This window comes from Bremerella cremea, from assembly GCF_003335505.1.
In the GTDB taxonomy this organism is placed as follows: domain Bacteria; phylum Planctomycetota; class Planctomycetia; order Pirellulales; family Pirellulaceae; genus Bremerella; species Bremerella cremea_A.
This window is the reverse complement of the sequence record NZ_QPEX01000046.1, coordinates 106,974-124,880: the sequence shown is the minus strand read 5'-3', so window position 1 is coordinate 124,880 and position 17,907 is coordinate 106,974. Positions and strand designations below refer to the sequence as shown.

At 54.6% G+C, this 17,907-nt stretch carries 15 protein-coding genes; 7 read left to right on the top strand and 8 right to left on the bottom strand.

The window, feature by feature from the left end; all coding sequences use genetic code 11:
• Nucleotides 1-435: 435 nt before the first annotated feature.
• The 3 genes from DTL42_RS24285 to DTL42_RS24275 are packed head-to-tail and all read right to left on the bottom strand — an operon-like array spanning nt 436 to nt 3,637.
• Nucleotides 436-1,257 (bottom strand): carbohydrate ABC transporter permease, encoded by an 822-nt coding sequence (locus DTL42_RS24285; protein WP_114373188.1) that lies wholly within the window; start codon nt 1,255-1,257, stop codon nt 436-438.
• On the bottom strand, nt 1,254-2,630 hold the full coding sequence (locus tag DTL42_RS24280; RefSeq protein ID WP_158545535.1) for an extracellular solute-binding protein: 1,377 nt from the start codon (nt 2,628-2,630) through the stop codon (nt 1,254-1,256). Before DTL42_RS24280 ends, DTL42_RS24285 begins: the two co-directional genes overlap by 4 nt.
• A complete protein-coding gene (locus DTL42_RS24275) occupies nt 2,630-3,637 on the bottom strand; it encodes a carbohydrate ABC transporter permease (RefSeq protein ID WP_234824352.1) in 1,008 nt (335 codons plus the stop codon). The genes DTL42_RS24280 and DTL42_RS24275 overlap by 1 nt, the downstream gene beginning before the upstream one ends.
• 200 nt (nt 3,638-3,837) lie before the next feature.
• Between DTL42_RS24275 and DTL42_RS24270 the strand changes: the two genes are divergently transcribed.
• On the top strand, nt 3,838-6,084 hold the full coding sequence (locus tag DTL42_RS24270) for a penicillin acylase family protein (protein WP_114373184.1): 2,247 nt from the start codon (nt 3,838-3,840) through the stop codon (nt 6,082-6,084).
• On the opposite strand, the gene DTL42_RS24265 is transcribed toward DTL42_RS24270, so the two are convergent.
• The 3 genes from DTL42_RS24265 to DTL42_RS24255 form a co-directional block, all read right to left on the bottom strand.
• Nucleotides 6,056-6,268: a hypothetical protein gene (locus DTL42_RS24265; RefSeq protein ID WP_114373182.1), complete on the bottom strand. Its 213-nt coding sequence runs from the start codon at nt 6,266-6,268 to the stop codon at nt 6,056-6,058. The two genes, DTL42_RS24270 and DTL42_RS24265, sit on opposite strands and share 29 nt — an antisense overlap.
• Nucleotides 6,269-6,292: 24 nt before the next feature.
• Nucleotides 6,293-6,913, bottom strand: a complete 621-nt coding sequence (locus tag DTL42_RS24260; protein ID WP_114373180.1) for a DUF6677 family protein — start codon at nt 6,911-6,913, stop codon at nt 6,293-6,295.
• 156 nt (nt 6,914-7,069) lie between these two features.
• On the bottom strand, nt 7,070-7,858 hold the full coding sequence (locus tag DTL42_RS24255; protein WP_158545534.1) for an ATP-binding protein: 789 nt from the start codon (nt 7,856-7,858) through the stop codon (nt 7,070-7,072).
• A gap of 90 nt (nt 7,859-7,948) precedes the next feature.
• Between DTL42_RS24255 and DTL42_RS24250 the strand changes: the two genes are divergently transcribed.
• Nucleotides 7,949-8,644, top strand: a complete 696-nt coding sequence (locus tag DTL42_RS24250) for a 16S rRNA (uracil(1498)-N(3))-methyltransferase (protein WP_114373176.1) — start codon at nt 7,949-7,951, stop codon at nt 8,642-8,644.
• Between the two features lie 34 nt (nt 8,645-8,678).
• Here the strand turns inward: DTL42_RS24250 and DTL42_RS24245 are convergent, their stop codons facing one another.
• On the bottom strand, nt 8,679-9,152 hold the full coding sequence (locus DTL42_RS24245) for a hypothetical protein (RefSeq protein WP_114373174.1): 474 nt from the start codon (nt 9,150-9,152) through the stop codon (nt 8,679-8,681).
• A gap of 101 nt (nt 9,153-9,253) precedes the next feature.
• The gene (locus DTL42_RS24240; protein ID WP_114373172.1) at nt 9,254-10,039 is read right to left on the bottom strand and encodes a sugar phosphate isomerase/epimerase family protein; all 786 of its coding nucleotides are present in this window, start codon (nt 10,037-10,039) and stop codon (nt 9,254-9,256) included.
• Between the two features lie 206 nt (nt 10,040-10,245).
• Here DTL42_RS24240 and DTL42_RS24235 point away from each other — a divergent pair, with 206 nt between their 5' ends.
• From DTL42_RS24235 to DTL42_RS24215, 5 genes are all read left to right on the top strand, one after another.
• Nucleotides 10,246-12,912 (top strand): hypothetical protein, encoded by a 2,667-nt coding sequence (locus tag DTL42_RS24235; protein WP_114373170.1) that lies wholly within the window; start codon nt 10,246-10,248, stop codon nt 12,910-12,912.
• Nucleotides 12,913-12,969: 57 nt separating this feature from the next.
• Entirely contained in the window at nt 12,970-13,788 is an 819-nt protein-coding gene (locus DTL42_RS24230; protein WP_114373167.1) for a Nif3-like dinuclear metal center hexameric protein, read from the top strand.
• A 283-nt stretch (nt 13,789-14,071) separates the two neighbouring features.
• Nucleotides 14,072-14,812 carry a glycosyltransferase family 2 protein gene (locus DTL42_RS24225; RefSeq protein ID WP_114373165.1) on the top strand — a complete coding sequence of 247 codons (741 nt, stop codon included), beginning with the start codon at nt 14,072-14,074 and terminating at the stop codon, nt 14,810-14,812.
• 26 nt (nt 14,813-14,838) lie between these two features.
• Nucleotides 14,839-16,446, top strand: coding sequence for a hypothetical protein (locus tag DTL42_RS24220; RefSeq protein ID WP_114373162.1), 1,608 nt, complete (start codon nt 14,839-14,841; stop codon nt 16,444-16,446).
• A gap of 58 nt (nt 16,447-16,504) precedes the next feature.
• Complete coding sequence (locus DTL42_RS24215) at nt 16,505-17,872, top strand: hypothetical protein (RefSeq protein WP_114373160.1); 1,368 nt, start codon at nt 16,505-16,507, stop codon at nt 17,870-17,872.
• Nucleotides 17,873-17,907 lie beyond the last annotated feature (35 nt).

Sequence of the window (17,907 nt, the reverse complement as noted above, 5' to 3'; positions counted from 1 at the left end):
ATCTAATAGATATGTCGAGGAATACACAACGCCGCAATCGACTTGATCGCAATAACGTAACCGATTTGAGAAAATCAACAGGTTGCTAAAGGGGATTTCCTTTATACATTGACAGCCGAAGCGATACGGAGAATTTCGTGGGAACGAAGAAAACCGGTAAGGGTCGACGCAAAGTTGGACGTAAAAAACGCCGTATGCGTGCAAAGATCCGTCATCGCAAGAAGTAATCTGACGGGAGCATGCCTTTTGTTGGCGTGCTCCCAGTTTTCCTGCTTCTGCCTATAAGCTGTCGCCTCAAATATTGACGACAGCCTCTTTGGTTGTGCGCCGATCGCAAGTTGTTCTGTCTGCCGCACGATCGTCTGCGCTGGTGTGCTTTCCCAGCTACGCAAATAGCGGATGTATGCCCCTGGTCTGCGGCAATTAGGCTGAGCACTAGTCTTTTAGGCCCGTCGTGGCGATTCCCTTGAGGAACGTTTTCTGCGCGAAGAAGAATAGCACCACAATCGGCAGCGTGAAAAGCGTAGCGGCGGCCAGCAGCAAATGCGTTTGATCGGCGTACGAGCTGACGAACTGTTCGAGCCCATAGGCCAAGGGGAAGCGGTCCTTGTTGCTGAGGAATAGTAGTGGCCCGCTGAAGTCGTTCCAGGCCGCAACGAATTGAAACAAGCCCACCGTAACCAGCGCCGGAACGGACATTGGCATGATCACGCGCCAAAAGATGCCCCACTCAGAAAGCCCATCGATCCGGGCCGCTTCGCTGATATCTTCCGGGATCGTGCGAAAGAACTGCCGTAGCAGGAAGATCGAGAAGGCATCTCCCAGGAACGTCGGCAAAATCAATGCGCCCAGCGTGTTGTAGAGGCCCAACTCACGGAGCAGCAAAAACCGTGGAATCATCGTTACGTGCCACGGAAGGAGCATCGTTCCGATTAGCACGGCAAACAGCTTGTCCCGCCCCCACCATTTCAGCTTGGCGAATGCGTAGGCGGCCATCGAACAGGAGATTACCGTCCCTGCCACGGTTCCTACGCACAGCGTGAGGGTGTTGGTCAGGTACTGCCAGAACGGCATCGACTGGATGGCGGTAAGGTAATTCTCCCAGTGCCAACTTTCCGGCAGCAAGCGGTTCGGGGCGGCCTGAATTTCCGTGGGGGACTTAAGCGAGCCAGAAAGCATCACCAAAAGTGGCAAGCTATAGATCGCCGCGAAGAAGATCAAGAGAGCGTAGATGGTCGATTTCTGCAGGCGAGTCATCTTGATAGGTTTCCTGCGCGATCGATGTGCGATTGAATGCGGATTTGGGCTGCTTCCAGCAATTGCGGAATATTAGGCTTGGTCGGGCTGGCCATGGCCGACTCGGCAACGTTCTTCACTTCGTTGTTGAAGAAGGGAGCCCCTGGAATCACCGGCACGGGATATTGATTCTCGCTGCCTGCCAGATCAATAAACGTTTGGAACAGCGGCTCGTCTTGCAGGAACTGGGCGAACTGTGGTTGCTTGACAACCGATGGAGAAACAGGGATCCACCCCCCTGCCACGCATGTACGTGCGGCCTCTGTTTCGTGACCGTCAAACCCGCACCAAAACTTGATGAACTCCCAGGCGCCACGTGGGCTTTTGGCACCCCGGGGAATGACAAAGTTGTTTCCGTTCACCCAGCCTGCGTTTGGCTTTCCGCCCGCAGGAGGCGGAAGCGGAACCACTCCGAACTGCGTGACGGGTTCGTTCTTTGCTTGTTGTGACTTCTGAAAAGCCCGAATATCGCGAACCCGCCACTGGCCGTCCATTACCACGGCATACCGTTCGGCGAAAAGCGGAAAGGTCTTACCGGGCAGCGACTGATCGCCGTGCCGAAAGCGTGCGATCTCGGAAGGTCCATAGCGATTGCGATAACTGGCCATCCAGTCGAGCGCGGCTTCGATCGGGGGTGAGGTTAGTGTGACTTGGCCGGTTGCCGCGTCGTAAAATTGCCCGCCAAATACGGGGCCCCAGGCCCAAATTCGCCGTGAATCAGGCAGAAAACCATGCTGCTGGTAGGGTGTGCTCTGGCCTGGCGGGGCGATCGTGACGGCGATGTGATCGAGATCAGCAATGGTCTGCGGAGGGGAAAGGCCGTAGCGATCGAGCATCGTTTGGTTGAAGTACAAAGCCCGAATATCGAGGCCGTTCGGTACGCCGTACATGCGGTCTTGGTAGGTCACCAAACGCCGCGCGGCAGGGAAAAGCCAAGAGGATAAGCGAGCGACTTCCTCTTCGCTGGCGACTTCGTCTAACGCCAAGATCGCGCCGCGATGTCCCCAATCGGCGATTACCGGGTCGTCGATATTCAGTAGGTCAGGGGGATCGCCACCGGTCACGCTAAGAAAGAACTTCAGGTCGAGGTTGTTCCCCGGCATCGCAATCGGACGCACAAAGTACTTGCTTTGCGAAGCGTTGAAACGCTGGGCAACTTCTTCCACGATAGCCCGGTCGGCCCCGCCCCAAAAATGCCAAAAGACCACTTCTTCTCGGTTTTCAGGCGGGGCTTGCTCGGTTGATCTTAGGTAGGTTTGGGCAGCGAAAAGGCCAATCACCGCCACACCGAGGATTATCGGGGCAAACCAACCACGAAGGGAAGCGTTTGGCATTAGCGTAACCCCTCGTAAACCCAACGCCGCGAGGTGGCGAAGAGGAACCATGTGGCGAGACTCAGCAGCACAAACAGCAACCAAGCCACCGCCGACGCGTAGCCCATGTCCAGGTGTTGAAACGCACTGAGAAACAAATGCAGGCTGAGCATCAATGTCGAGTCAGCCGGCGCACCACGTCCTTCGCTGACGATATAAATTTGCGTGAATGCCTGGACCGATTGGATCAGCCCCATCACTAAGTTGAAGAAAATGATCGGCGTGAGGAGCGGCAGTGTCACGTTCCAAAATCTTGTAAGCGGGCCTGCCCCGTCAATGCGGGCCGCTTCGTAGAGCGACTTGGGGATATCGCCGATTGCTGCCAGGTAAATCACCATGAAGTTGCCCATACCCCACAGGCTCATCAAAATCAGGGCATCCTTCGAGCCGACCGGAGCCGAATTGTTTTGCCAGGCCGAAGCGGAGAACGTGTGTGGCGAAAAGAACTCGTCCGGCGAGGCAAACCATTGTGGTTGCCAAAGGCCGAGCCAGCCGAGAATGGAATTTACGAGACCATCGGCGGGGTTGAGGAGCCACATCCACAGAATGCTGGATGCCACCACGGGGATGACCGACGGGAGGTAAAACAACGTCCGAAAGATCGATTGTCCCCGGATTTCGCACGAAAGGAGCGAGGCCAAGCCAACCCCGATCACAATCGACAATGGGACTGAGATGCAGGCATAGTAGCTGGTATTCCAGAGGGCCTTACCAATGCCGGTCCCAGAGGCCAATTCGCTACCCAGTTGTTGGTAGTTCGCCAATCCCACCAGATGAGGCGGGTTAATTAAGTCGTACTGACAGAAGCTCCAGTACAGCGAAACCAAGAATGGGTAAACAAACAATGCCAAGAGTCCCACCAGCCAGGGGCTGGCAAAGCTGGCAGCGGTAAGCCACTGGCGCAGCGTGTGCCGTCGGTGCTGCGACGCGATTGCTGGCGGTGGGGAAGTGTCCGCTGGATCGTTCAAAGTGATCAATGCTTCAATTTAAGGGGAAAATGATCGTTCGAGCAGACAAGGCTTGACTGGCCTGGTACGCCTCATTCTGCCGATGGTAAGTGGTGAGAATGTCCCACTACGATGCCACATTTTGTCCGAAGTCACAAACGGGGCGCGTCCGCATGCTACGATGATTGTAGGGCAGGTCAGGTTTCAAGAAGTTCCCTGACATGCGTCCGGGTAAGCTGACAGGGATCGACAACCACATGGAATTCTCCCGGTTAACAAGAGATATCACCATCGAGCGTAACGAGGCTGGGGTTCCCCATATCACCGCCACTACGCTGGATGACGCGTTATATGGCCTCGGTTACATGCACGCAACCGATCGGCTGACACAAATTCTATTTGCCAGGGCGATCGCTTCTGGCAAAGCGGCCGAATCGATTGCCGCCCGCGATGAATTGCTGGAAACCGATCGATTTTTTCGCCGCATCGGTCTGCATCGCAATCAGCCACGCGAACGGGAATACTGGCCCGAGGACGTTCAGCGTCAGGTCGATCATTACTGTGCCGGTGTGAACGACGGCATGAAAGCGACCGGCTATACCTGGCCGATGTGGGCGATTGGCTTCGAGGCGGCCGCTTGGGATCCGACTTCGGTCCTGTACATAGGCAACTTGCTGAGCTTTGGCGGCCTGGCGGTTAGTCAGTTGGAAAACGAACGGATCGTGATCGCCCTCATTCAGTCTGGCGGTGACGAGGCCGCATTACGCGAGCTGTTCCCAGACCGGTTAGAGCATGTCGATTTTGAAATCTTGCGGCAAGCTCGTGGTGTGAAGAAACTGTCAGACGAAGCCCTGGAAGTGTTGATGGACTTGCCCCGTCTGGCAGGTAGCAATGCTTGGGTGGTGAATGGGCGGTTGTCGAAAAGTGGCAGCCCTATTTTGTCGTCGGACCCTCATCTGGAAACCAACCGGCTACCGGCGATCTGGTATGAAGCCGTCTTACGCTGGCAAGACAACTACGTGATGGGCGCCACGTTGCCTGGTTGCCCGCTTGTTGCTGTCGGACGAACGAAAAAAGTGAGTTGGGGTGTCACCTACATGAAAGGGGATACGACTGACTTCTTTATAGAGGATTGCCGCAAGAATGCAGAAGGAAAGTGGCAATACCGTCGGGATGAATCTTGGATCGATTTTCAGGTCCGCGACGAAGTGATCGGAGCGAAGGGCAAGCCTGCGACAATGATGCGGGTGCTCGAGAACCCGCAGGGAACGCTAGAAGTTGATCCAGAAGAGTCGGGAGACGGCTATTACTTGAGCCTCGCATGGACTGGCATGCAGCCCCGTTCCGGTATGGCGATTGCTTCATGGTTGCAAATGATTTCTGCCGAGAACGCTGCCGAAGCATTGGACGTTGCCAAGGGATGCCCGCAGCCGACGTTGTGCTGGGTGGTATCGGATGTGTACGGCAACATCGGCATGCAAGGCAACGGGCGGTTTCCGCGGCGCCGAGCGGGTTTCTCCGGGCTTGGGCCGGTGGCGGCTTGGGACGCGCGGAATCATTGGCAAGGCGTGATACCCGCTGATCAGTTACCCCGAATCTACAATCCTGAATGCGGTTTTATCGCGACAGCCAACGAAGACATCAACGAAGCGAACCGGCCAAAGCTGGTTAGTCAGACGTTGCCCGACTATCGCAAGCGGCGGATCGTGGAAGTGTTAGAGCAGGCCCGCGAAGTCTCGATCGAGGATATGCAAACGCTGCAGTACGATTTGGTCAGTCTCCAGGCTCGCGAGATCTTGCCGATCTTGTTGCCGTACGCTCCGCAAGCGATACGGGATAAGTTGAAAGATTGGGACCATCGTTTCGATCCCGATAGCACTGAAGCGGTGTTGTTTCAGCGGTTTTATCGTAACACGCTGCTAGAAATCTTCGGGCACGAACGGGGAATGGGGCCGAAACGAACGCTATATCTGGTAACGCGAGTTGGCTTTTCGAGCATGATCATCGCGGCCTGTGACGAGATTTTGAAGAAGGATCTTTCGTTGTGGTGGCAGACACGCGACAAGGGAGAGATGATCCGCACGGCAGGTGAAAAGGCCTTGCGCGAGAAAGAGATGACTTGGGGGCAATTCAACAGCTTCCATTTCACCGACCGTTTTTTCGGCGGTGGGCGTGTCGGAAGATTGCTGGGGTTTGATAGCCCTGAATATCCCATGCCCGGCTGCCATGCGACGGTCTTTCAGGGGCATGTGCTGCAAACGGCGACGCGCGAGTCAACGTTCGCGCCGAGTTACCACTTTGTTACCGATATGGCAACCGATGTCGCTTGGACCAACTTGCCGGGCGGGCCGAGCGAGAGCCGTTTCTCGCGGTATTACAAAAGCGATGTCCCGTTGTGGCTAGACGGCGATTACAAGCGGTTGGCTCCAAAGAGCGAACCTAACCCCACAGACCAGCCAGAAGAATAACCACAAACACCACGCCCATAAAACCGACAATCCAAACGAACGTGTCCCAGGCATGCTTCAGGATTGCTGGCCAGCTTTCGTGACGAGTAGCGCCGTAAACCAGGCTAACCACGGTAATCAGCGGCAACGCGTAAACCACCAAGTGCCAGCCAGGAAACATCGCGAGAAGGGCTAGGTTGTCCATGAAACTCTTTCGTATCGATTTGCTTTAGCCAGCAGAAACGTTCGCAGCCGCTTGCGGTGTGTTGCCGTTGGAAGAGGTCTCAGGCTCGTCGGAGTCCCCCTGCTTTTTACGTTTCTTTTTCTCGGAATCGGGGATCATCCAGACGGGGCCAGCGGCGGCGTCGTAGATGACCAGCACGTTCAGCAGGCCAGCAATCATGGTGTAGAGGGTGCCCATTTCAAAGAGGTACCCGTACTTGCGATGCAAGCTCGCGTTTTCAGCTGCGTCGAGCGGTGGTGCCATTAGCCGTATGCCAAACAGTTCGATCGGCTTCTTGCCGTTACTGACAAAAAATGCCTGGGCTAAAGCAGGCAGAGTGGGCAGGCCCACGCCAAGCTGACAGATTAAAGGAAGTCGTTTCTCCGTGTCATCCCATTTGGCATATACCACGCGACCTCCTCCCATCGACAAGCCGAGGAAGTAGATCGTGAGGATGCAGACCAGAAACAAAATTCCTTTGCCGCGACGTCCTTGATACAAATGGCCGGCACCAGGAATCAGCCACGCTAGCAAAGCAGCCGTGGAGGGATTCTTGAGGTCAAGGGGAACAGGAGCAAAGGGATCTTGGTCCGAGGTTGACTTGGCGGACCCGGTTTCGTTGGACATTGAGTTCAACCGGAGAGATGGCAGTGCTTGTGTAATCCCTCAATCTTAGCCGAATGTTCCTTTGAATCCAGGCCAGTTCTCTCGCGACGGAAAGTGTTCTATGCGCCGTAACGTGTTGAAAAGAAAAAAGTTGTTGCGTCTGGCGGGTTAGGCTCGTTAGAGAAGTTCTTGCCGAATCGCCTCGACCGTGGCTGGGGTAACCGTGGGGGAATCCTCTGCGGACATCGCTAAGCGGGAAAGGTCGAGGATTTGCGAGATCACCCGTGGCAGACCCTCGGAATACCGCGAGACAGCTTCCACTGCCGCTGAATCGAGCGAAAGATTGGCTTCCGGATGGGCGGCTTGATAGGCTGCCGTGTACTGGGCGATATCTTCGCTATTCCAGGCTTCGAGTTCGATTTTCAGGTCGGCCAGCTTCAAAAGACGCGTATCAAAGGTCTGTAGCTGCTGCGAGTCGACCGACAGAATCAGGCTGGCCTCGGTGTCCGTGCCACAGTGCAGGCGGACCAAAGTCAGCAACACGTCGGCCGTTTCTCGGGTAATTTCTTCGATATGGTCGACTACGATCACGATCTGCCGCTGCTCAAGCGCGTAGGCGGTTAGCTGTTCGCGAATTTGGAACCAAAGTTCGGGCGGGGTGGTGGCCAGTCCGACATTGGCTTTCAGCTGAATAGCCAGTTCCCAGAGGAAATCGTGTTCGAAGGTGCCCGGGGTGCGAAGATAGGCCACAACGGCCCCTCGACGACGGAGCGTGGAGGTCCACTTTTCTAACAGCGTTGTTTTGCCGCAGCCCAAAACGCCCGTCAAAATGGCAACCCGATCGTGACGCTCTAAGGCGTACTCGAGCCGGGCGACGGCTTCCAAATAGGCTGGGCTCTCGAAAAAAGGACTCATCGGGGCGACAATCAGTTGAAGGCTGCTGGCATACCGCACCAGTGCTAGCATTGGCGCGCAGGGCATTCCTGCCACGAGTTTGTTTCGGTAGAATCCGCCCGCAGTCTTCACGCAATCCTGATCTCTGGCCAGCAAAGCCGTATGTCTGAACGATTTTTTCTGGAACAACCACCCAGCGGTAGCGAAGTCACGTTCGCCGAAGCGGAATCCCAACATCTTGCCAAGGTAATGCGGGCTCAGCCTGGCGATACCGTGATTGGTTTTGATGGTACTGGCAGCGAGTATCAGATCGAGCTCACCACTGTAGGTAAGAAGAAGGTCGTTGGTACGGTTCGTCACCAGGCGGAAGTCTCGCGCGAAGCGGCCCGAAAGCTGACGTTGGCGGTGGCATTGCCCAAAGGAGACCGACAACGCTGGCTAGTTGAAAAGGGAGTCGAACTAGGCGTGAGCCGTTTGATTCCGCTACTTACTGAACGTGGCGTTGCCCAGCCGGTGGAAAAAGCGATTGAACGCTTACGCCGAGCCGTGATCGAGGCTAGCAAACAGTGCGAACGTAATCACCTGATGGAAGTCGGAGAAGGGCAAACCCTAGACCAAGTTTTAGCCACCAAGCCTGCTTGCTGCTTGGTGCTGCACCCCAGCGGCGAACCGTTGCGTTTAGAAACGATTCAGAATGAAGAGGAAGTGTTGGCGATCATCGGACCAGAAGGGGGCTTAAGCGACGCCGAAGTGGAGAAGGCCGCCGCTGCTGGTTGTCATGTTGTCTCGCTAGGCCCGAGAATCCTGCGAGTTGAAACCGCAGCCTTGGCGATCGCGAGTCTTACCACGCTCTCGTAGCGGACACTTGCGAAGCGTGGTCCGGCAACGGGGCCTAATCCTCGAGCTTCTCGATCTTACCGAATAGACATCCACCCACCTCGCCATGGGTCCACGTTCCGGCGTACTTGTCGCCATCGATCACGACGTGGGCGCTGAAGGTTCCGAGGCCTGGAATCGAAGTGTTGTCGAGCGTGATCACCGGCGTTTTACCCGCCCATTTCACTTCCAACGGCATCGGGATTTTGGTGTCTTTGTCACCGTATTTAATGCGGGCGTTGATGAGCCAGAGGTCTCCTTCTTCCAGCTTACGAACGTTGCTGATTTCGTAGCGTTCGGGCTTGGTTCCTTGGTCCTCTTTGCCGCTAATGGTGAACGATCCGACGAGTGCGACGTTGTTTAACGTTTGTTCGAACTTCTCAAACAGCTTGGCTTGAGCTTGGTCGGACTTGGGCTCTTGGGCTTGTAGCTGGGCGGGAATTGCACCGAAGATAGCCCCAAAGACAAGCAGCGGGAACAAGCGAAACATGATGGAAATCTCCTCGAGCGGATGCAGGCAGTAATGAGGGGAGTGCCCCTGGGCGTGGTATGCTCAATCGTATCGCGGAAAAGACGCTTCGCCAAATAAGATCACGGAATCTGAATATTCCGCAAATAGGCCAAGCCGTCGGTTACTTCCTGAACGGGGTTCTCTGGATGGTCTCGCTGCACGGTGATGTAGCCTTGATAACGGGCCTCTTCCAGCAAGGCGATCAGCATTTGAAAGTCGACCGAGCCTCGCCCTAACGGAACTTCAATGCCCCGCCCACGGGCCAAATCTTTCACACCATCTTTGCCTCGCACGTGAACCACATACTTGGCCAAAGCCTGGTAGGACTCTTCCGCAGAGAAACCGTTGATGATCAACGCTCCAGGGTCGAAATCGATGCCTAAGGCGCCTTCAGGAAGTTGATCGAGAAACGCCTTGAGCACCGGACCGTCGACCTGGCCGGTGGTGGCCGCGAACGTGACACCGCACGAGTCGGCATGCCGGGCCAGATCGTGCAGCACTTCCAAGAGACGCGTATTGGTTTCCGCCTCCAGGTTTTCGTCGATGCCGCCAATGTGATTGCAAAGCACCTTGGCGCCCAGTTGGTAGGCGGAACTCATCGCCGCTTTGGTTGCCGCCACGCGGCGGTCGAGATCTTCCAAGACGTTGTAGCCGCGACGGGTCGGAAAGCGGACCGATGCAATTTTCAGGTTGTAATCGCTCAGGATTTTCTTCAGGTGGCGAATACCGGTTTGTGTCAGTTCCTCAGGCCGGAGTTCGTTACGCAGGTCGATTTCAATTCCGTCGGCACCTAGCTCGCCGGCAGTTTTCAGGGCCTGGCGAAAGGGTAGGCGAAGGCTTCGAAGTTGTACGCTGAGTCGAATCATGGGGCGTTAGTCGGTCGAGGTTGCGTTAGAAAGAAACGGTTATCGGACATGAAATAGCGATTATAGCGATTGCTACGCTTCTCATCGTCGTGGCGGATCGAGGTTTCCGCAAGGGCGCCGCCCGATATCGATGGGGTGAGCAACATTTAAGCGGGCCTGGTATGCCGGGCACGCTATCGCTCTGACCTTTCACCTGCATGAAGCTTATGTTTGCCTACGCTCTGGTACCTTTGTTGATCTTGGCCGCAGATTGGAAAGATGCGCCGATTGACCAGCGACATCCCGAGGCGTTCGAACTGTTTCGTTGCGATTTCGAGGAAGATACCGACCTTAACTACGATCTGTGGCCTGACCAATGGACACGTCGTACCGGGCCAGGCTATCCGCGTTACGTAGATATCGAGATCACCGAGCAAGAAGCCAGCGAAGGGAAGCGGGCCCTGCTGATGAAGCTTGATGGGGGGGCGGCGACGGTCTATAGCCCTCCGATCGCAATCCGCGACATCTTTAGCTACGTCTTAGAGGCCCGCATCAAAACCAAGGGCTTGAAGTACGACAAAGCCTACATCTCGCTCACTTTTTTCGATGACAATCAGCAGCCGGTTGAGACGTACTACTCGGAAAAATTTCGCGAGACCGGTGACTGGCTGAAGATTCGTATCGGTCCGGTTGCTCCAGAGAATGCAGGGCTCGAATTAGCGGTGATTGGCTTGCATATTGGGCCGATGAATGAAGTCGATGAAGATCTGACTGGCGAGGTGTTATTCGACGACATCTGGTTCGCCCGGCTACCCAAAATGACTTTGGAAACGGCAGATGGCGGGTACTGTTACTACAACGACCAGCCGATTCAAGTGAACTGCAAGGTTTCGGGGATCTTGGAACGTGATCCGACCATCATCTTTGAATTGGTGGACGTTGGCCAGCAAAACCTGGCTCGACACGAAAGCCGGCTCGATGCCAAAGTGGTTGCGCGTAAAGCGGAGAAGATTTCGGAGCTTTTTGGAAAGAAGGCCTACCAGGATAAGGACTGGGATGTTGGCTACGCAGGTGACATCACCTGGAAGCCACCGATCACGCAAAACGGCTACTATGAAGTCCGCGCTACCATGATGGGAAGTTCGGGCTTGATGCACCGCCGGGTAATGACCATGGCGGTCGTCTCGCGCGATGTGAGCCCCGAAGGAGGCGAGTTCGGATGGGCGCTGCCGAACGGCGAGAAGCCACTCGACTTTCAGCGTATGTTCGACTTGCTGCTCACCGGTGGGGTTAGCTGGGTCAAATTCCCGGTATGGTATGCCGATAACGACTTGGAAAGGGCCAACAACATTGCCCGCTTTGCCGAGCGTTTGCATAAGCATCATATCAACATGGTGGCTGTGATTGATAAGCCGCCTGCGGATATCCGGAGCTTGTTTGGCGAGCAGGAAACGATGCTGGTGGCGAATGTCTTTTCGGAGCCGTTGTTATGGCGTCCTTATATTGAACCGATTCTCACGCGATTGTCTCTTACCGTGCATTACTGGCAACTGGGGGCGGATAACGACGTGAGCTTTGTTGGTTATCGTAACCTGGACGAGAAGCTGCGCCAGATTCGCCAAGAGATTCGTACCAGTGGCCAAGACATTATCTTGGGCATTCCGTGGCGTTGGATGGCGGCTCCTCCTAGCGAAGCTAAGCCTCCTTTTGATTTTCTCGCCTACTCGATTCTTCCACCCAGTGGTGAGTTAGAGGGGCTGTTGCCAATGACCAAGGACGAACTTGGCACCTATCTCGATAAATCTCAGGGACAGACAACTCGCTTTGCTACCGTCTTTCCATTGCCGCGATCGAAATATTCGACCGAAGAACGAGCCCGTGATTTAGTCGAGAAGATGGTGGCGGCCAAGATTCACCAAGTTGACGCAGCGTTCATTTCGATGCCGTTCGATCGAGAATATGGCCTGATGAACGAAGATGGTTCTCCTTCCGAACTGCTACTGCCTTGGCGTACGACGGCCCGGTTGATTTCTGGCAGAGAATATCTTGGCCAGATCCAACTACCTGGCAAAAGTTCTAATCATGTGTTCTCGCGCGATGGACGAACGGTCATGCTGGTGTGGAACTCGCGCGAGACAACCGAAACGCTTTACCTGGGAGATGACGTCAAGATCATCGACTTGTGGGGACGCGAGTCGACCCCTGAGAAGGAAGGCAACAAACAGGTTATTCCGGTAGGCCCCATTCCACATTTTCTGATTGGTCTAAACGATGGGGTGGCTAAATTGCGTTTGGCTTTCAAGTTTGATCCTGCTCGTTTAGAAAGCGATTTTGGACGTACGCAACGAATCGAAGCGACGGTGAAGAATACATTTCCTTCGGCGATCAGTGGGGTGGCTCGTTTGGTTTCGCCAGACGTGTGGAACGTGAACCCGAGTATTCTTCGTTTTAAATTGACACGTGGAGGCGAGATTAACTCTCCCTACAAAATCCTTTTGCGTGCGGATGCTTCAAGCGGCATGCAGCCGGTGCGAATCGATTTTCAAATCAGCGCCGACCAGGAATATGAATTCAGCGTCTATCGCGAAATACAAGTTGGCTCAGGCATGATGCAAGTCGAGTCGACGACCGAGCTGGATGAAGAAACGGGCGACCTGATTGTCGAAGCGACGGTGCATAATTTGCAGGAAGAGTTGATCTCGTTCGATTGTTTGCTCTATGCAGCAGGACGCAAACAAATGCGTCAACGGGTTATGAACTTTGCCCTGGGAAGGGCCACACTCGTTTATCGAATTCCAGACGGCAAGGACTTAGTCGGAACCACAATGTTGTTGCGTCTACGAGAAATTGGCGGTACCCGGGTTTTCAACCATCGCGTTGAAGTGAAGGATTAGTAGTCTGTTAAGGAACACTTCGTTCGTTTCCCTGCTCACGCTAACAGAAAGAGACCTGTGGCTGAACCGCTGAAGTTGAATACAGTTTGTGAATTCCTCGAACGCTTTGCCCCCAGTCAACTTGCCGAATCGTGGGACAACGTCGGCCTGCTGATCGGCGACCGCACGCAAGACATTCAAGGAATAATCACCTGCCTGACGATCACTCCGGAAGTTGTCGAGGAAGCGATTGAAGGGAAAGCGGATTTGATTGTGACGCATCACCCAATGCCCTTTCGGGCGATCAAACGGATCACCTCGGAAGATACCGTGGGACTGATGTTGATGAAGCTAATCAAGCACGATATCGCTGTTTACAGTCCTCACACAGCATTCGATTCCTGCGCCGAAGGTATTAACTTTCAACTGGCGACCGCGATGGGCCTGGCCGATATTCAGCCACTGGTTCCGGTCGATTTGCTAGGCGTCTCTGGTCCGACATCCCAGGTTGGGACGGGGCGATGGGGAACTTTGGAAGCAGGGGCATTACCCCTGGCAGTCGTGGCCGAGACCGCCAAACAGGCGACCAAAGCGGCGATGGTCAAGATCGGCGGCAAGGCGACGTCCGAGATTCGAACGATCGCTATTGGTTGTGGCTCGGCCGGAGAACTCCTTTCGGCGGCGATTGAAAAGAAGTTGGATTGCTTGATCTTAGGAGAGACCAGCTTTCATACCTGCCTAGAGGCAAAAGCCCAGAATGTGGCTCTGATTTTGGTAGGCCACTATGCCAGTGAACGTTTCGCCGTCGAAAAGCTGGCTTCAGTCTTGGCTAAGGCATTTCCCGCCCCCCAGGTCTGGTGCAGCCGGCAAGATCTCGATCCGATTCACTTCGCTTAAGATTTTATGAAACGCGTCGGAAATATTCGGCATCCAAACTTTTGTTGCCACGAACATTGTGTCCCCAATCACGTGGGATTGAATCGATTAGGATCACATCGCATGGCGGGGTGGTATAGCTAACGCCTTGTGGTAACAATAGTTAGCGGTGCTTTTCTGGCGTTGGTCGTGGGCTTAACAACCAAACAGGAAGGGCGAGAGATGGCCCCCTCATTTGACTTGGTTGCACAATAGTTACCGAATTAACACCGGAATTTAATCTCGTTCACGATTGGCGAACTTTATGAAATCACCCGAGCAGGCTCTTATTGCCCTTCCTGTGTACAACGAAGCCCAAACGATCCATGCGGTTTTGGATCAGGTTGTGGGGTATGGGCATCCGGTGCTGGTGGTGAACGACGGCTCGACCGACGACACTTTGAAGCTGCTTGAGGAGCGGGACGATATCATCATCGTTACGCACGAAAAGAACTCTGGTTATGGGGCGGCCCTGCTAACGGCTTTTGCCTACGCTCGTGAACACCAGTTCGATGTCATCGTTACGATGGACTGCGATGGACAGCACGAGCCACAGTTGATTCCGAAGTTCGTTAAAGCATGCCGTTCGGCGGATATCGTCTCAGGAAGCCGCTATTTGAAGCAGTTTCCAGGGCAGAGCGAACCGCCGGCCCAGCGATTGTTCATCAATCGGCGGGTTACCTCCGAGCTAAATCGCCTGCTGGGGTTTCAGTTGACCGATGCGTTTTGCGGTTTCAAAGCGTATCGTGTGGAAGCGTTAGCCAAGCTCGACGTGACCGAGACCGGTTACGCGATGCCCTTAGAACTGTGGGTGGAAGCTGCCAAAGCAGGCCTGAATATCGTTGAGTTGCCGGTTCCGCTGATCTACTTGGACGAGAACCGATCGTTTGGTGGTGCGCTCGACGATGGGGGAACACGTTTGAACTATTATCACTTCGTGTTGGATCGCAGTCTGGCACGTAGTGGCCTTGCCAAGGCTGGCGTTCAGACTTTGGCGTCTTGCTAAAACAAATCGAATAAGCCTTCTACCTCATGACTGGTCAAGTGTCCGGAATCCGGTATCAGCGTATCCGCGCACCGCGTGGTCATGGGGAATCGTTGGTCGTCCCCTGCCCTGTCTTGCCTGGCACGCTGGTGGAAAGCAATCGCCAAGGTCTCGACCATGCCACAACAAGTGTGGCGAGAGGAACAACGTTAGGCGCCTTACGGGAAGAAGTCCGTGGCCAGCTGCTGCAGCGAGCACGAGACTACACTCAGCAGTATCGCGAGATTGAGCCGACGGCTGATCCGACCGCCCCGCTCATTCTTAGCGGGCATCAACCAGCCCTTTATCACCCTGGGGTGTGGTTTAAGAACTTTCTAATCGATCGTATTGCGACAAAAGTGTCTGGTACGGCGATCAACGTGATTATCGACAACGATGTCGCCCCCGCTCCTTCGATCTCAGCCTTGCAAGGGACGCCTGACGATCCGCAGCCTGCACGAATCGCATACGACGAGCCAGGACCACGCTTGCCTTGGGAAATGACAAAGATCGAGTCGCTCGACACGCTGCTCAGCTTTGCAGAACGAGTTCAAGCGACGTTCAAAACGTTTGTGTCAGAGCCTCTGCTTGCCAGTTTCTGGCCAGAGGTGCTCTCGGCAGTGGAAGCTGGTAAGCCGCTCGGCTTGGCCTTTTCTCAGGCAAGAAATCGCCTAGAAGCGGACTGCGGTTTAAAGGTGTTGGACATCCCTTTAAGCCAGCTCTGTCAGACCGATGGGTTCTGGCGGATGTTTGTGGGGATTGTCGAAGAAGCCGAGCGCTATCGTGAGATTTACAATGCTTGCGTCGACAACTACCGGGCGGTCCATGGAATCCGCAGCAGTTCGCATCCTGTACCGAATTTAGGGGCCGACGAAAGTTGGACGGAAGTTCCTTTCTGGGTGTGGACCGCCGAGAACCCGCGTCGACGTCCTCTTTGGATCGCCCATACGGAAAATGGTATACGGTTAACCGATCGTGCTGCATGGCAAGCAGAGTTGTCTGGGCGTACCGATTGGGTTTCGCAACTTCATTTGCTGAGCGATCAGGGCGTTTGCGTGCGGCCACGTGCTTTGGCAACCACCACAATTCTGCGGCTGGCCGCTTCCGACTTGTTTGTCCATGGCATTGGTGGTGCTAAGTACGATCAAGTCACCAACGAGATCATCCGCCAGTTCTACGGCGTGCAGCCTCCTCAATACGTAACCGCAACCGCATCGGCTTTGCTACCGATGTCTCGGCCTGAGGAGGCGGAAGACGAGCTGTTTGCCATCGAGCGGAAGCTGCGCGATGTTACTTTCAATCCCGACCGGGCGGTAGAGAATCAGGCGATTGATGACCCTCAATGGAAACGATTGCTCCAGCAGAAGTCGGATTTACTGCGCAATGTGCCTGCACTTTCAGAAAAAAGTTTGTGGCATCAGCAACTGCAAAAAGTAAACGATCAACTACGCGAGCTGATTACCGAACCTGTTGCCCGCCTTCGAATTGAGCGTGATCGCCTGTTCCGCCAACAGCATCAAACCCGCCTGCTGACTTCGCGCGAATTTCCTTTCATTCTGTTCCCGCAAGAGGGATTGCGGAATTTACTACTGGACCTTGCTGTCAAAGACCTTTAACTTAATGCAAGAGTTCACTTACAAAGGGATTTGTCTCTATTGAACGGAGTCGGATTGTATGCGTCGCGTCGTGTCATCGACCTACTCGCCCCCGATTCAGCACCCGCCGCAGTCCATTGCTCATGCGAGTTCTTCTCGTGGAGACGCGGCTAGGTTTCGTCTCACTAGCAGTCAAGAAGGCGAGCAGTTCGCTATCTTGCAGCTCATGAAGCATTGTCTTTTTCCTTACGACGAAAACGAATTTCACTCGCAACAGGAACGGCCCGACTACGACCCACGCGAACGTCTTACGTTTCGTTTAGGCAGACAAATTGTCGGGCACATTCGTTGTGTTCCCCAGCAAATCTGGCACAGCGGTTCGCTTGTGCCTTACTTGCGAGTAAGCGAGTTCGTCTTGGCGCCTGAGCATGTCGACATGACCAATGTCGGCGCTTTCTTTCAGTGCTTGGATGAATCGTTCTATCACTATGGCGGTGTCTTTATGATGCACCGCACCAGTGCGGCGATGGCGCAACGTTTAGCTCGCTTTGGGTGGGTGACGTTATCGAATCGTTTTCGCAGCACGGCCGCCACCGAGCCTTTTTTGGTTTCGGTACGCGGCGAAAGTCAAAGCGAAGCCTTCCCGCCAACCTCTCGCAAAGAAGAAGGGCTTTGGATTCGCTTGATGCGTCAAGTGGAAGCAGACGCCCTGGTTTCTCTGTACGAAAAATCATTTCGCGCAAATCAAGTCGGTACGCCTCGTTCGGCGGCGATGTGGAACTGGTTGCTCCGGCGCAAAGCTTTTGATGCGCTGTATGTTGCCATCCGAGGCGGTAACAAATTGGCCTTAGATGACGCTATCGAGCGGATTGCCGGCTATGCGATCGTCAAGGATCAGCAGATTTTGGAAGTCGTCTCGCAGCCGCAAGAGGAAGGGGTCAAGGTTCCTCTGATTAATCGAATCTGCAGTGATTTGTACGAGGCCAACCAACGCGAGTTTCACCTCGAAGCGCCGGCGGTCGATTCCGTTCATTCGATCTTACGACAAGTTCCCAGCACGAAGAATTCACCTCCAGGCGAAGAGATCTTAGTGCGCATGCCGAATCCCGTTCAGCATCTGGCCGAGTTCTGCCAGGTGTTGCACCAGCGAGCGGTCGCCCGGAACTTGGAATTGCCTCTCGACTTGGGGCTGATGATCGACGGAGAGAAATACTGTGTTCATCTTGGCAAGCGGAAGGCAAGCCTAACCGATGGCCGATTGGGACGCAGCTACCTAGAATTGTCGAGCGGGCAATTGGTTCGGTTGCTTCTGGGAGATCTCCTACTCCCTTCGCTGGTAGAATCGGGCCAATTGCACGCTTCGACACAAATTGCGTTGAACACGGCGACCCAGCTTTTCGACTACGATCCCCCCTGGTTCCCTGCGGCGGATGTTTTGCCAATGTGATGGCAATTTTGGAAATTAGAGGTGCATGGCATTTC